General features: G+C 67.6%; 15 protein-coding genes. 8 read left to right on the top strand and 7 right to left on the bottom strand.

Translation table 11 applies throughout. The annotated features are described in order from the left end of the window. The first annotated feature begins 312 nt into the window (after positions 1-312). From IFT87_RS12825 to IFT87_RS12815, 3 genes are all read left to right on the top strand, one after another. On the top strand, positions 313-828 hold the full coding sequence (locus IFT87_RS12825; RefSeq protein ID WP_342211159.1) for a MucR family transcriptional regulator: 516 nt from the start codon (positions 313-315) through the stop codon (positions 826-828). A 128-nt stretch (positions 829-956) separates the two neighbouring features. After that, the gene (locus tag IFT87_RS12820) at positions 957-1,736 is read left to right on the top strand and encodes an NUDIX hydrolase (protein WP_192008727.1); all 780 of its coding nucleotides are present in this window, start codon (positions 957-959) and stop codon (positions 1,734-1,736) included. Next, entirely contained in the window at positions 1,736-2,467 is a 732-nt protein-coding gene (locus tag IFT87_RS12815) for an extensin-like domain-containing protein (protein WP_192008725.1), read from the top strand. The genes IFT87_RS12820 and IFT87_RS12815 overlap by 1 nt, the downstream gene beginning before the upstream one ends. A 4-nt stretch (positions 2,468-2,471) precedes the next feature. On the opposite strand, the gene IFT87_RS12810 is transcribed toward IFT87_RS12815, so the two are convergent. From IFT87_RS12810 to IFT87_RS12795, 4 genes are all read right to left on the bottom strand, one after another. Beyond that, positions 2,472-3,014, bottom strand: a complete 543-nt coding sequence (locus IFT87_RS12810; protein WP_236559025.1) for a hypothetical protein — start codon at positions 3,012-3,014, stop codon at positions 2,472-2,474. 264 nt (positions 3,015-3,278) lie between these two features. Beyond that, positions 3,279-3,587 (bottom strand): hypothetical protein, encoded by a 309-nt coding sequence (locus IFT87_RS12805; protein ID WP_037531739.1) that lies wholly within the window; start codon positions 3,585-3,587, stop codon positions 3,279-3,281. A gap of 93 nt (positions 3,588-3,680) precedes the next feature. Beyond that, positions 3,681-4,472, bottom strand: coding sequence for a transglutaminase-like domain-containing protein (locus IFT87_RS12800; RefSeq protein ID WP_031393946.1), 792 nt, complete (start codon positions 4,470-4,472; stop codon positions 3,681-3,683). Between the two features lie 82 nt (positions 4,473-4,554). After that, positions 4,555-5,304: a Bax inhibitor-1/YccA family protein gene (locus IFT87_RS12795; protein WP_192008723.1), complete on the bottom strand. Its 750-nt coding sequence runs from the start codon at positions 5,302-5,304 to the stop codon at positions 4,555-4,557. 119 nt (positions 5,305-5,423) lie between these two features. Between IFT87_RS12795 and thpR the strand changes: the two genes are divergently transcribed. Beyond that, positions 5,424-6,026, top strand: a complete 603-nt coding sequence (gene thpR, locus IFT87_RS12790; RefSeq protein WP_042467069.1) for an RNA 2',3'-cyclic phosphodiesterase — start codon at positions 5,424-5,426, stop codon at positions 6,024-6,026. A 12-nt stretch (positions 6,027-6,038) separates the two neighbouring features. After that, positions 6,039-6,575, top strand: a complete 537-nt coding sequence (locus tag IFT87_RS12785) for a superoxide dismutase family protein (RefSeq protein WP_037531737.1) — start codon at positions 6,039-6,041, stop codon at positions 6,573-6,575. Positions 6,576-6,617: 42 nt separating this feature from the next. On the opposite strand, the gene IFT87_RS12780 is transcribed toward IFT87_RS12785, so the two are convergent. The 3 genes from IFT87_RS12780 to IFT87_RS12770 form a co-directional block, all read right to left on the bottom strand. After that, complete coding sequence (locus IFT87_RS12780) at positions 6,618-8,216, bottom strand: spinster family MFS transporter (protein ID WP_037531736.1); 1,599 nt, start codon at positions 8,214-8,216, stop codon at positions 6,618-6,620. A gap of 81 nt (positions 8,217-8,297) precedes the next feature. After that, the gene (locus tag IFT87_RS12775) at positions 8,298-9,161 is read right to left on the bottom strand and encodes a hypothetical protein (RefSeq protein WP_192008721.1); all 864 of its coding nucleotides are present in this window, start codon (positions 9,159-9,161) and stop codon (positions 8,298-8,300) included. Positions 9,162-9,172: 11 nt separating this feature from the next. Then, positions 9,173-10,369 (bottom strand): TIGR04063 family PEP-CTERM/XrtA system glycosyltransferase, encoded by a 1,197-nt coding sequence (locus IFT87_RS12770; protein WP_192008719.1) that lies wholly within the window; start codon positions 10,367-10,369, stop codon positions 9,173-9,175. Between the two features lie 18 nt (positions 10,370-10,387). Between IFT87_RS12770 and IFT87_RS12765 the strand changes: the two genes are divergently transcribed. Genes IFT87_RS12765 through IFT87_RS12755 form a run of 3 tightly spaced genes read left to right on the top strand, consistent with a single transcriptional unit; the run spans position 10,388 to position 13,087 of the window. Continuing rightward, positions 10,388-10,663 (top strand): hypothetical protein, encoded by a 276-nt coding sequence (locus tag IFT87_RS12765; RefSeq protein WP_037529456.1) that lies wholly within the window; start codon positions 10,388-10,390, stop codon positions 10,661-10,663. Further along, a complete protein-coding gene (locus IFT87_RS12760) occupies positions 10,656-11,999 on the top strand; it encodes a putative O-glycosylation ligase, exosortase A system-associated (RefSeq protein ID WP_037529467.1) in 1,344 nt (447 codons plus the stop codon). Before IFT87_RS12765 ends, IFT87_RS12760 begins: the two co-directional genes overlap by 8 nt. Beyond that, positions 11,996-13,087 (top strand): acyltransferase family protein, encoded by a 1,092-nt coding sequence (locus tag IFT87_RS12755; protein ID WP_037529458.1) that lies wholly within the window; start codon positions 11,996-11,998, stop codon positions 13,085-13,087. Before IFT87_RS12760 ends, IFT87_RS12755 begins: the two co-directional genes overlap by 4 nt. The last annotated feature ends 28 nt before the right edge of the window (positions 13,088-13,115 follow it).

The following is a 13,115-nucleotide window of genomic DNA, read 5'->3' as shown; positions in this document are numbered from 1 at the left end:
TCGCGACGTCCCAATCGGGCGTCTCGATCCGCACCCTGATCTGCCGGATCTGTTGACCGCGCCGGATGTCGGACCCGCTGCGAGCGCACGCATGCTACAACCGCGAATGCGCGTATTTGTGAGGATCTATAGGATTGGTCTGGCGCGCGTATAAACTCAGCAAATCGCAAGATCAGCGCCCAGATTCGACGTCGCGAACAGAATTCCCGGTCAATTGAGCGCTTTAATAATATTTGCGGGTGTCATTTTCTGCCAATAGCGCGTAGTCGCGCGAATGGAGGGGGAAAATTTTTCAACAATCAAGGATCCCGTGTGACCGAAACCATCAATACCGTCGAACTGGCGGCAGAACTGACGGCAGCCTGGCTGGCGAACCCCAACACCCGCACCGCTGCCGAAGACGTTCCTGCGTTTCTCCTGTCGATGCACACCGCCGTGACCAAGCTCACGACCGGCGCAGAGATGACGGGCGATACCGCCGAGGCGACGACCTATGAGCCCGCCGTGACGGCGCGCAAGTCGCTTGCATCGCCTGACCATATCGTCTCGATGATCGACGGCAAGAAGTACAAGACACTGCGTCGCCACCTGACGACGCATGGCATGACGCCGGAGCAGTATCGCGAACGTTTCAACCTGAAGGCCGACTATCCGATGGTCGCTGCGACCTATTCGGAAGCACGCCGTGCGATGGCGAAGTCGATCGGCCTCGGCCGCAAGGCTAACTCGAAGGTCGAAGCCGCTGCGGAAGACGCAGGCAAGACTTCGCGCAAGACCGGCAAGGCCGCGCTCGATGCCGCCAAGCGTACGCTCGGCAGCGACGATTGATCCGCTACGGGGAGGGCTGATCGCCCTCCCCGACCGTTAAAGCCATCCTGAGCGCTCTCCCGGTCGCGCTCTGAATCACGCTATACTGCCGTCTGGCCCGATCCGGGTTTCGCGCGTTACACAGATCGATGACCGAACCGATCTCCCCCGCCATTCCGGCTGCCACGTTGGTGATCTTTCGCGATCGCCCGTCGCTCGCCCCCGAACTGCTGATGGTCGAGCGCGCGGGATCGATGGCGTTTGCCGGCGGTGCACTCGTCTTCCCCGGTGGCCGCGTCGACCCTGCCGACCGCACGCTCGCAGAGCACCTCATCCAGCAGCCCGCTGATCAGGCTACGATCGAAGAGGTCGCCGCCCGCATCGCCGCAATCCGCGAGACGATCGAGGAGGTCGGGCTCGCCATCGGTCTTCACCCTGCACCGTCTGCCGACACGCTCGCGACACTGCGCGCGGCGCTGCATGCCGGCCGGGAACTGGGGCCGATGCTCGACGCGCTCGGGCTCCGCTGTGATCCGCACATGCTCACCTATTTCGCGCGGTGGCGGCCTGCGCATCATCTGACCCGCATCTTCGACACGCGCTTCTACCTCGCGCGCCTGCCCGCCGACGCCGCCCCCGCCCGCGTCGACGAGACGGAGAATGTCCGCCTGCTCTGGGCGACCGCTGCCGAGATCCTCGCGCATGCCGATGCCGGGCGCGCACAGGTGATCTTCCCCACCCGCCGTAACCTCGAGCGCCTCGCGCTGTTCGCCAGCTTCGACGACGCGGTCGACGACACACGACGCAGACCGGTCCGCACCGTGACGCCGTGGATCGAGCCGCGCGACGGGATCGACCATTTCTGCATCCCCGACGATCTCGGCTATCCGGTGACGAGCGAGCCCGTCACGCGTGTGGCGCACGGCTGATGCGTGCGGTGCGACGGACGCTGGGCTGGATCGTCGCGCTGGCGATGATCGCGGGCCTCGGCCTGATACTCTGGTCGACGCTGCGCGGTCGGCCGCAGGATCTGCCCTGGACCCCGCTCGACCTCGGCCAGCCGATCGGGCTGATGACCGGGCGCAAGCTCAACGCGCTGACACAGTCCTATCCCGCCTGTCGGGCCGCGCTCGAGCGTGCCGGTGTCCGCTACACCGCGCTGCCGCCTCGCAGCGGCGAAGGCCAATGCGGCTATAGCGACGGCGTTCGGTTCACATCCGGTGGCGCGCGACGGACCGACTTCGCGCCCGCGGGTCTCGGCATCGCCTGTCCGGTCGCCGCCGCGCTCGCGATATGGGAATGGAATGTCGTCCAGCCCGCGGCCGAACGGCATTTCGGCACCAAGGTCACGAGCATCGACCATTTCGGCAGCTATAGCTGTCGCCGCATCTACGGCCGCGATGCCGGCACGTGGAGCGAGCATTCGACCGCCGACGCGGTCGACATTGCCGGCTTTCGGCTGGGCAATGGCACGCGGATTACCGTAGCCCGCGACTGGAAAGGCGATGCCGCCAAGGCCGCCTTCCTCCGGGAGGTACGCGACGGCGCCTGCCAGCTGTTCGCGACGACGCTCTCGCCCGATTACAACGCCGCACATGCCGACCACTTCCATCTCGATCAGGCGGATCGCGGCGCGATGGGCTGGCGCGCCTGCCGCTGAGCCGTCAGGTGGCGAGCGACGTCCCGCTGTCGACCTTCTCCACCCAATAGGGAAAGAAGACCGGCTCCCGGCTCGACCAGCCCGACGCGGTCGCCGCGGCTTCGCTGATGGATTGGAGCAGCTTGCGGCGCAGTTCGGGGTGGAGATGCGGCAACGCCGCCGCCGCGCAGAAGGCGGACGGCAGCCACGGTCGGACATCCGCGCCGGCAAGCCGCTCGTACAGGAACCGGAACGCGGAAAAGCTCGTCAGCCGCCCCTGCCCCAGATCGAACGCGGCCAGCGTCACCAGTTTTCCCAGAAACCGGTCCGCCCCGCCGAGCCCCGCATCCTCGGGCAGAAGCTCGCGAAGATCGTCAAGACCAAGATAGAGCCGCGCCTGTGCACGGATGCTGGCCTCCTCGACCACGTCGCGCGACCAGCGCGTCATCGCATCCTCGCGATCGAGGCCGACATCGAGCGAACGCCGGATATAACGCTGCGTCGCGCTGGAAAAGCCTGCGAATTCCTTCATCTCGGCGAGCGTCGTGATGCCCTTTGCCGGTTTCATCCGTGAAGCCATATCGTCACCCCGCCTTGCTGCAAGTAACAGGCGTTCCCATGCATTTGGGGCAGAGGAGGGTCCCTAACGCATCGTCACGTCACGGTTATAAGCGACCATGAAATCTGTTGCGCTGCAACACGCAATGCGACCAGTCGAGGCCAGACATCAAACTTTTCGCCAAGGGCGGTATTTACGCAACATTAGAACTTGGAATGTCGGAGCGCCGCCCGCGCCCGGCATCGGCTGGGCGCGAGCAGACTCCCCGATAGATCAGCTGTTCTTTTCGGACAGCTTGCGTTCTGCTTCGGCATCATAGCCCGACGACGGCGCCGGCCCCTGATTGTGCACCGGCTGAGTCGAGGCGGGCGGATCGCTCGCATCCATCGACTCGTCGAGCGCATTGTCGAGACGCGCATCGTTGCTCGACGGGTTCTTCTGCAGCCGCTTGCCGATCGACTTGTCCTGACCGGCCTCCTGGCGCGGGTCGCGGCCGTCGGTCCGGCCGTTGGCAGCATCGCCATCCTGCCCATCCGGTGCAACCGACAGGCTGTCGAGCGCGCGTTTGTCGATATCGTTCATGTCGAGACTCCTGTGAAAATCGTTACGGACGCAAACGGTTCAGCACGCCCGGTGTTCCTGCCGCTGCGACGAGCGACTCGCGTCGCGGACCGGTCACGCAGTTTCGTCGTCGAGCGCGCGGACCCGGACAGTCTGCGTCCACAGCGTCGCCTGCCCGAACACCGTCATGAACGCGATGTCGGTGGCGTCGCGCCCGATGCAGACACGCGCGATATCGCCGCACGACGCCATCCCCGTCGGATCGACCAGCCGCCACGCGCCATCGAGCCAGAGCTCGGCGACCGCGTGGAAGTCGGGCGGATCGACCCCCGGCGCATAGGCCGAGACGCAGCGCGCCGGGATCCCCCCCGCGCGTGCGAGCGCGACCAGCAGATGCGCATAGTCGCGGCACACGCCCGAACGCGACGCGAAGGTGTCGAGCGCGGTCGTCTCGCCCGAACTCGATCCCATCCGGTAATCGAGCGCATTGCCGACCCAGGCACTCAGCGCCGCCGCCAGCGCGCCGCCGTCGAGCCCGGGAAACTCGCGCGCGACGAACCCCTCGAACCGGTCCGACTGGCAATAGCGGCTTGGCATCAGATAGGCGGTGACGTCACCGGGCAGCAGCCGGGGCGGCGTGGTGCCATAGGCGCCGAGCGCGACGACCGGCCGCTCGACCTTCACCACCGCGCGGTACGCCGCGGTCAGCCGGCCATGCCCCCGCGCCCAGCAACGCTGGCCGATGCCGTCCTCGCCCGGGACCGCGCGGATCGGGCTGTCCGACCAGATCGTCAGCGACTGCTCCTCGATCCGCTGGTCGGGCATCGCCGCCGCCTCGATCTGCAGCAACACGTCGGCGTCGCCGGCAATTCCATAATCCAGATGAACGTCGATCGAGAGACGCATTGTGGTCTTAAATCCTGGCCAGGATGCAAAAACGGCCCGGCAGTTTCCCGCCGGACCGTCACTCAGAGAAGGTGCGAAGCGCTTAGTTGCGGCTGCTGCCGAACAGGCGAAGCACGAACATGAACATGTTGATGAAGTCGAGATACAGGCTCAGTGCCGACATGATCACGACCTTGCCGACCATGTCCGTACCCGCGACCTGCATGTACAGGCTCTTGGTACGCTGCGTGTCATAGGCCGTCAGACCCGCGAACAGCAGCACGCCGACGCCGCTGATGACCAGCTGCATGACACCCGACTGGAGGAAGATGTTGATGATGCTCGCCACCAGCAGACCGACCACGCCGATGATCAGGAACGTCCCGAACGCCGACAGATCACGCTTCGTGGTGTAACCGTACAGACTCAGCCCTCCGAAGCCGGCGGCGGTCGCGAAGAACGCGCTGGCGATCGACGTGCCGCTATAGACCAGGAAGATCGTCGACAGCGACAGACCCATCAGGATCGCAAAGCCCCAGAACAGCATCTGCAGCGTCGCGGTGCTCATCCGGTTCTGGCCGAAGCTCATGCCGAACACGATCGCGAGCGGCGCGAACATGATGACGTACTTCAGCGGACCGCCGCCCATGAACACCTGTGCGGCAGGCGACGATGCACCGCCCCAGGCGAACAGAAGCGCGACGATGCCGGTCAGCAGCACGCCCGAGCCCATATAGTTATAGACCGACAGCATGTACGAGCGGAGACCCGCGTCATATGCTGCCGAACCGGTGGTGGTGGCCGTCGCTCCGAACGGCGCGGCACGAGGCCGGGGATCAGACCAATTAGCCATTGAAATTACAACTCCTCTATCCGGCCACATGCCGCTTGCGTGCAACATCGGTGCTGGGAGGACGATTTTCAAGCGGAGACGTTCCCAATTCGGGGTGATCGGCGCTATCAATCCCGCCGATGCTACGCCTGTTTCTCGCGCTCCGCCCGCCCCTCCCCATCCGCGAGATGCTGTTCGACCTGATGGACGGGATCGGCGGTGCGCGCTGGCAGGATGACGAGCAGCTCCACGTCACGACGCGCTTCCTCGGCGAGGTCGATCCGCGTCTGGCCGACGACATCGTGACCGAGATCGACCGGCTCCGCCTGTCGCTGACGCCGGCGGCGCCAACGGTGGCGTTGCATGCGGTCGGTCAGTTCGCGAGCCGCGGGCGTACCGACACGCTCTGGGCGGGCGTCACCCCGCACGCCGCGCTCACCGCGCTGCACCGCAAGGTTGATCAGGCGGTGGTCCGCGCCGGGCTGCCACCCGATCGCCGCGCCTATCTGCCGCACGTCACGCTCGCGCGGCTGCCGCGGTCGCTCGGCACGTCGCCGGAGATCGACGGCTGGATCGCCCGCCATGCCGGGCTCGCCAGCGCGCCGTTTGCGATGACCCATCTGACGCTGTACCAGAGCCACCTCGGCCGCGACGGTGCCTGGTACGAACCACTGCTGCGCTGGCCGCTCGAACCCGACGCCGGAACCGCCGGCGACTTTGGCGGGTTCGCGTCGGATCAATAGGGAGAGACGGACATGCGGATTGCAACATTTGCGCTGGTCGGTGCAGCAGCGCTCACGCTGGCGGCCTGCGATCAGAAAGGGCTCGAGACCGGGACGCCGATCGCAGGCGGGCAGAGCGCACGCGCGATGCTGATGAACGCCGCCGGGGTCGATGTCGGCCGCGCGACCGCGACCGACGTTGCCGGCGGACTGCGCTTCACCGTCGACGCCAAGGCGCTGCCGCCGGGCACGCACGGCGTCCATATCCACACGACCGGTCGCTGCGACGCGCCCGACTTCACGACCGCGGGGGGCCATTGGAACCCGACGTCGATGAAGCACGGGTCGATGAACCCGCAGGGGCCGCATGAGGGCGATCTGCCCAACCTGATCACCGGCACCGACGGCCGCGGCACGGTCGGCGTCACGATCCCGGGTGCGACGATGGCCGGGCTGCTCGATGCCGATGGTTCGGCGTTCGTGGTCCATGCCGGTCCCGACGATTTGATGACCGACCCCGCCGGCAACAGCGGCGGCCGCATCGCCTGCGGCGTGTTCCAGCCGAGCTGAACCACTTAGCCTAGCCATGGCATCCTCGGCGAGGGACCATGGCTAGGCGACCTCCCCCGCCGCCCGGGCCCGCGCCTCGCGCGAGGCCTCGGCGGCAGGGACCAGCCGGTACGCCGCGACCGCCGCGGCCAGCGTGATCGGCACGCTGACCAGCAGCGACAGCATCCCGACCGACAGGCTCCCACTGAGCGTCGACACCCGACCCGCCAGATACGGCCCAAGCGCCAGCCCGATCAGCGTCGTGCCGATGAAGAAGGTCGCGGTCGCCGTTCCCCGCATCCGCGGCAGCACCAGATCCTGCGTTGTCGCCGCGGCGGCACCGAGCGCACAGCTCGCGGTGATCTGCGCGAGGAAGATTCCGGCATAGAAGGGCAGCGGCACCGACGCGGTAAAGGCGAGGCACAGGAACGGCACCGGCACGACCGCGCCGAAGATCACCACCAAAAGCCGCCCGGCAGGGTTGGTCCGCCGCAACCGGTCCGAGACCACTCCGCCCATCGTCAGCCCGAGAAACCCCGCAAGCGCGCCCAGCCCGCCGAGCAGGAACCCAGCGCTCGACGGCGTCGCGCCGAGCACGCGCAGCGCATAGGGCGCCGCCCAGAAGCTCGCCGCATAGCTCAGGAACGCGTTCAGGCCATAGGCGACGACCGTGCACAGGAACGCGGGCGTGCCGATGATCAGCGCGAAGGTCGGCGGATCGCGGCGGCGCAGCGCACAGGCCCAGGAGAACACGGCATAGACGCCGGTCCCGATCGCCACCCATTGCGGCCAGGGCTCGCCCGCTCCAACCAGTCCGACCACCGCCAGCGTGACGATCGCCAGCCCGGCGAGGTTGACGACGAACGCCCTGACCCCGCCCATCGCCGCACCGATCAGCGTCAGCGGCGGCACGATGGTCAGCAACTCGCCGGCGAAGGCGCGAAACGGTGCGGGGTGCGGCGCCGGTTCGGGAAGCCCCTCGACATGCCCGCGGATCGGTTCCCTCAGCGTCGCGATCCAGATCGCGAGCAGCAGACCCGGCACACCGACCGCCATGAACGCCGCCTGCCACCCGACCAGCCCGAACGGCCCGCCCCCCGGATAGGCCCGGTTCCAGCCCTGCACGATCGCCCCGCCGATAAACAGCGAGCAGCCGCCACCGACATAAAGCCCGGCCGAATAGATCGACAACGCAGTCGCACGCAGCCTTTTGGGGAAATAATCGGAAATCAGCGAATAGGCCGACGGGCTGGCGGTCGCCTCGCCGATGCCGACGCCGATCCGCGCCGCCGCGAGATGCCCGCCGGTCCGCGACAGGCCGGACACCGCCGTCATCACCGACCAGAGCGTCAGGCCGATCGTCATCAGCCGGACCCGGTGCCAATTGTCCGCAAGCCGCCCGAGCGGGATCCCGAACAGCGCATAGAAGACCCCGAACGCGGTCCCGTAGAGAAACCCGAGATCCTGATCCTTCAGCCCCAGATCACGCTTTATGTCCTCGGCAAGGATCGAGATGATCTGCCGGTCGACGAAGTTGAGCACATAGACCAGGAACAGGATCGACAGCACATACCAGCCATAGCGGGTCGCCCCCGCCTGCCCGTCCGGCTCGGCAGGCGGCGCCGCTTCTTCGAACTTCGATTGATCCGCGACCTGCGCCATGACCCCTCCGACCGTCGTTTTCGAGCAATCGGTATCAGAGGTTTCTTCGTATCAACAGCGGTTTCACGCGGTCGCGGTATGTCAGCCCGATGTCGCCTGACGCCGCCGGGTCGCACCCTGCTCCAGCCGCCGCAACAGCGACTCGATCGAAGGCGGTGACGGCGATGCAGCCGGCGCCGGCGTATCGACCAGACGCGGCTCATGGCGCGCCGCACCGTTGACGGCGCCAACTGACGGTGGAGCCGACGATGGCGCTGACCAAGCCACCGAGACCCGCGGTGCGACCGGCTCGCTCACCATGATCGGGACCGTCGCGGCCTCCACCGGCTCGTCGATCGCGACGGATTCGTCGGCTAATGCTTCGACCCGCTCCTCGTCTTCCACCGGAGTGGCTGGCGCGACCGGCGCCGCCTCGGCCTGCACCAGCGGCGTGACCGGCCGGATCGGCGCCATCGGCACCGGCAGGATCGCATGCGGGTCGAACGCCGCGAGCGGCTGGTCGAGGTCCGCGGGGATCGATCGCTCGAGCGTGACCGGGTTCGCCGCGGTCACCTCCATCATCGGCGTGCCGAGATCGGCCGCGGTCATCGGCCGGCGTGGCGGCGCGTCGGGATGCGCATCGGCCCGGCGGACGACCGGCACGCCGTCGTCGCGGCGACGCGGCGGACGCACCAGCAGACCCCCCGGCCCCACCAGCAGGAACAGCGCCGACCAGGTCACCGCCGCGCCGATGACCGCGGTGGCGAGCGCGAGGACGATGCGCGCGGTCGTCCCCAGCGGCGGCTGTGCGGCGGGGATCAGCGCGGCGACGCCGGTCCGCCAGACCAGTTCCTCGAGCATCGTCCCCGGCATCGCGACGAAGCCAATCATCGCGGCGACCGCGACGAGCAATGCTGCGGCGACGGGAAGGTGGCGGATCGGGGACTGTCGATGGAATTCGGTCATGCCATGGTCCGTCATTCGGCCTGTATCAGCCGATGGTAAAGCGGTTCGTAACGCAAAATGTTTGACGACCAGTTACGGTCGCGCTCGACGAACGCCCGCGCGCGCTGGCGGCGCGACGGCCAGTCCGCGCGATCGTCGAACATCCCCGCCAGTGCCGCCGCGATCGCTGGCGGATCGTCGGGTGGGAACAGCGTGCCCGTATCCCCGTCACGAATCAACTCGCGGTGTCCGCCGACGTCCGACGCGGCCACCATCCGCCCCTGCGCCATCGCCTCGAGCGGCTTGAGCGGCGTCACCAGATCGGTCAGCCGCATCCGCTTGCGCGGATAGGCGAGGATGTCGATCAGCCCGTAATAGCGCTCGACCTCCGCATGCGGCACCCGGCCGACGAAATGGATCGCGTCCGCGACCGGCGAGGCCGCAGCCTGCGCCGCCAGCGCATCCGCCATCGGCCCGCCCCCGACCAGCAGCAGCCGCGCGTCCGGCCGTGCCGCGGCCAGCGCGGGCATCGCCGCGATCAGGTCGTCCAGTCCCTCATAATCATAGAAGCTGCCGATGAAGCCGACCACATCCTTGCCGTCGAGCCCCAGCGTCGTCGCCAGCGCGTCGTCGCGCGGCGGCACCGCCCCGAACAGCGTCAGGTCGACGCCGTTGGGCGACACCATGATCTTGCCCCCGTCGATCCCGCGCGCGATCAGGTCGTCGCGCAGTCCCTCGCAGATCACCGCGACGCCGTCCGCACGGCCGACCGCCCAGGTCTCGAGCGCGCGCGTCGTCCGATAGGCGAGCGATCCCTCGGCCCCGGTGCCGTTACCGACCGCGGCATCCTCCCAGAACGCCCGGATCTCGTAGACCAGCGGCAGTTTGCGCCGCCGCGCGACGATCAGCCCCGCCAGCGCATCGAGCACCGGCGAATGCGCGTGCAGGATGTCGGGGCGAAAGGCGTCGACCGCCGCCTCGATCCGCCGGGCAAAGGCGCGGATCCCGGCAATCTCCCCCAGCGGCCCCGACCGGCGCGTCGCCGGCGTCCGGTGAAAGGTCAGCCCGTCGACCGACTCCACCGCGGCGGCGGCCGACCCATGACGCTGCCCGGTCACCGCCGCGACCGTCCAGCCGCGCGCCTCCTGCGCCTTGAGGATCGCCCGCGTGCGAAAGGTATAGCCGCTCTGCAGGGGCAGGCCGTGGTCGAGGATATGAAGAATGCGCATCGTGAGTAGCGTGTTGCCATGACAGCGCTTAACGGCGCGTCAACCGCCATGGCCTATGCCGCGGCGACGGACACAGGCGGCAACGGGACCGCGCAGACACGGAAAGGCGGGCCGATGATCGACAATTTCGCGCTGGGCCTGACGCACGGCCTGATGATGATCGCCGCGATCCTGCTGCTCCGCCGCCCCGATCTCGATTCCGAGCCGGAAGCCGGCAACGATCGTGAGGGTGGCAGCCCGCCCGCCGGTGACCGCCCGGCGGCACGCGGTACCGGACGCCGCCCGCGTGCGTGATCTCGCCTTCATCGGCTTTCTGGCTGCGATCTTCGCGCTCGGGTTCCGGCGTCCGTTCCTGCTCGTCCTCGCCTATGTCTATATCGACATCGTCTCGCCGCAGCGGCTGACCTATCTGCTGCTCAACACCGTCCCCATCTCGCTGATCGCGGTCGCGCTGGCGGTCGGCGGCTGGCTGATCGCGGACGACAAGCGCGACACCCGCGTCGCGCCGCGTCAGCTGCTGATCGTCGTGCTGCTGCTCTATTGCTGGGCGACCACGCTTGCCGCGGACTTCCCGATCGAGGCGAAGGACAAATGGGACTGGGTCTGGAAGGCGCTCGCCTTTGCCGCCTTCCTGCCACTGACGCTGCGCACCCGGCTCCGGATCGAGGCGCTGCTGCTGTTCATGATCCTGTCGGCGGCCTCGATCATCATCGTCGGCGGGATCAAGACGATCGCCAGCGGCGGCGGCGGCTATGGTCAGCTGAACCTGATGGTCGACAATAATTCGGGGCTCTACGAAGGCAGCACGATCAGCGCGGTCGCGGTTGCGATCATCCCGATCATTATCTGGTTCATGCGCTACGGGACGATCTTCAAACCCGACTGGCGCGTCCGCGGCTTCTGCGTCGCGCTCGTCTTCGCCTGCCTGCTGATCCCGGTCGGCACCTCGACGCGCACCGGTCTGCTCTGCATCGCGCTGCTCGCGGTCCTGTCGCTCCGCGTCGTCAGACGCAAGGCGCTGTATCTGGCGGGGCTGACCGCACTCGGGCTGATCGCCATCCCCTTCCTGCCCTCGACCTTCACCGACCGCATGAACACGATCAAGACCTACCAGGCCGACGAATCCGCCTCGACCCGGATCGCGGTGTGGCAGTGGACGATCGACTATGCCAAATCGCATCCGTTCGGCGGTGGGTTCGAGGCCTATCGCGGCAACCGCATCCGCTACGACCTCGCCGGCACCGGTGCTGCGACGCCGGGTCGTGTCGAGGAAGACAAGGCGCGCGCCTATCACAGCGCCTATTTCGAGATGCTCGGCGAACAGGGCTATTTCGGTCTCGCGCTATGGCTGGTCCTTAATCTCGGCGGCCTCGTCCGGATGGAGATATTGCGCCGCCGCTACCGCGATCCGGAAGGGCAGTTCGCCTGGGCCGGCCCGCTCGCCGCCGCATTGCAGACCGGCCATCTCGTCTATCTGCTCGGCGCGGCGTTCATCGCCATCGCGTTCCAGCCGTTCATCTACATGCTGATCGGCGCACAGATCGGGCTCGACACCTATCTCGGGCGCAAGCGCCGCGAGGCGAGCTTCCGGCCGATGCGTCGTCCCGCGCGCACGCCCCTGCCCGCATGAGCGAACTGAGGGCGCTGACCGGCGCGCGCGGCGTCGCCGCCTGGTTCGTCGTGCTGTTCCATCTCCGCGCCGCGCTCGGCGTGTCCGACGGCGTGCAGCGGTTTCTCGCCAAGGGCTATCTCGCGGTCGACTTCTTCTTCCTTCTCTCGGGCTTCGTGATCTGGCTGAGCTATGCCAACCGGATCGCCGTGCAGCGCTGGCGCGCCATCCCCGGCTTCCTGCGCCGCCGGGTCGCGCGGATCTGGCCGCTCCACCTCGTCATGCTCGGCTTCGCGCTGCTGATCGTCGCCGCGCTGGCGCTGACCGGACGCCCCCCTGACCCGCGCTTCCCGCTCGACCGCTTGCCGGTGCATATCCTCCTGCTCCAGAACTGGCCGATGACGCGCGACTGGTTAGGCATCACCGCGCTCGACTGGAATGATCCCGCCTGGTCGATCTCCAGCGAGATGTTCGCCTATCTCGTCTTCCCGCTGCTGCCGCTCGTCATCGACTGGCGACGCGTCCCGACACCGGGCCTGATCGCAGCGATCGCCGTCGCGCTGGGCTTGCTCGCTTACGTGATGCGATCGAACGGCATGGCGACGCTCGGCCAGGCGATCCCCTGGTTCGGCATCCTGCGCTGCGTCACCGAATTCGGCGCAGGCACAGCGGTCGCAGCTTTGTGGCTACGCCACCGCGAGCAGCCCCGGCGCGCACTCATCGCGGCAGTGTGTGTCAGCGGCCTGGGCTTTGCGAGCTTTGCTAGCGGCCTTCTGAACGAGATCGTCGCGGTGCCGGCCGCACTCGCGGCGCTGCTGCTCGCGCTCGCGCTGACCTCGAGCCGGCGCCGCAACCCGCTCGCCTCATGGCCGCTGCACCGGCTCGGCGAGATCAGCTTTGCGACCTATCTCAGCCATTCATTGCTCTGGACCGCGTTCAAGATGGCGTTCGTCGCCAGCGCGGTCGCGGTCCCGCCGTTCCTGATCGGCGCGCTTCTCATCGCGATCCTGCTCGCCTCCCTCGCGCTGTACCACGGCGTCGAGCGGCCCGCGCAGGCCTGGATCAACCGCTTCGGACAAGCAGCAAAAAGGGGCCAGCAAACACGCTGACCCCCGGTATCTCTTCGTGTCTGGCCGT

The sequence above is a fragment of the Sphingomonas sp. CFBP 8765 genome (assembly GCF_014841445.1).
GTDB classification, from domain to species: domain Bacteria; phylum Pseudomonadota; class Alphaproteobacteria; order Sphingomonadales; family Sphingomonadaceae; genus Sphingomonas; species Sphingomonas aerolata.
The sequence above is the reverse complement of the archived record's forward strand: the minus strand, read 5'-3'. Positions and strand labels throughout refer to the sequence as shown.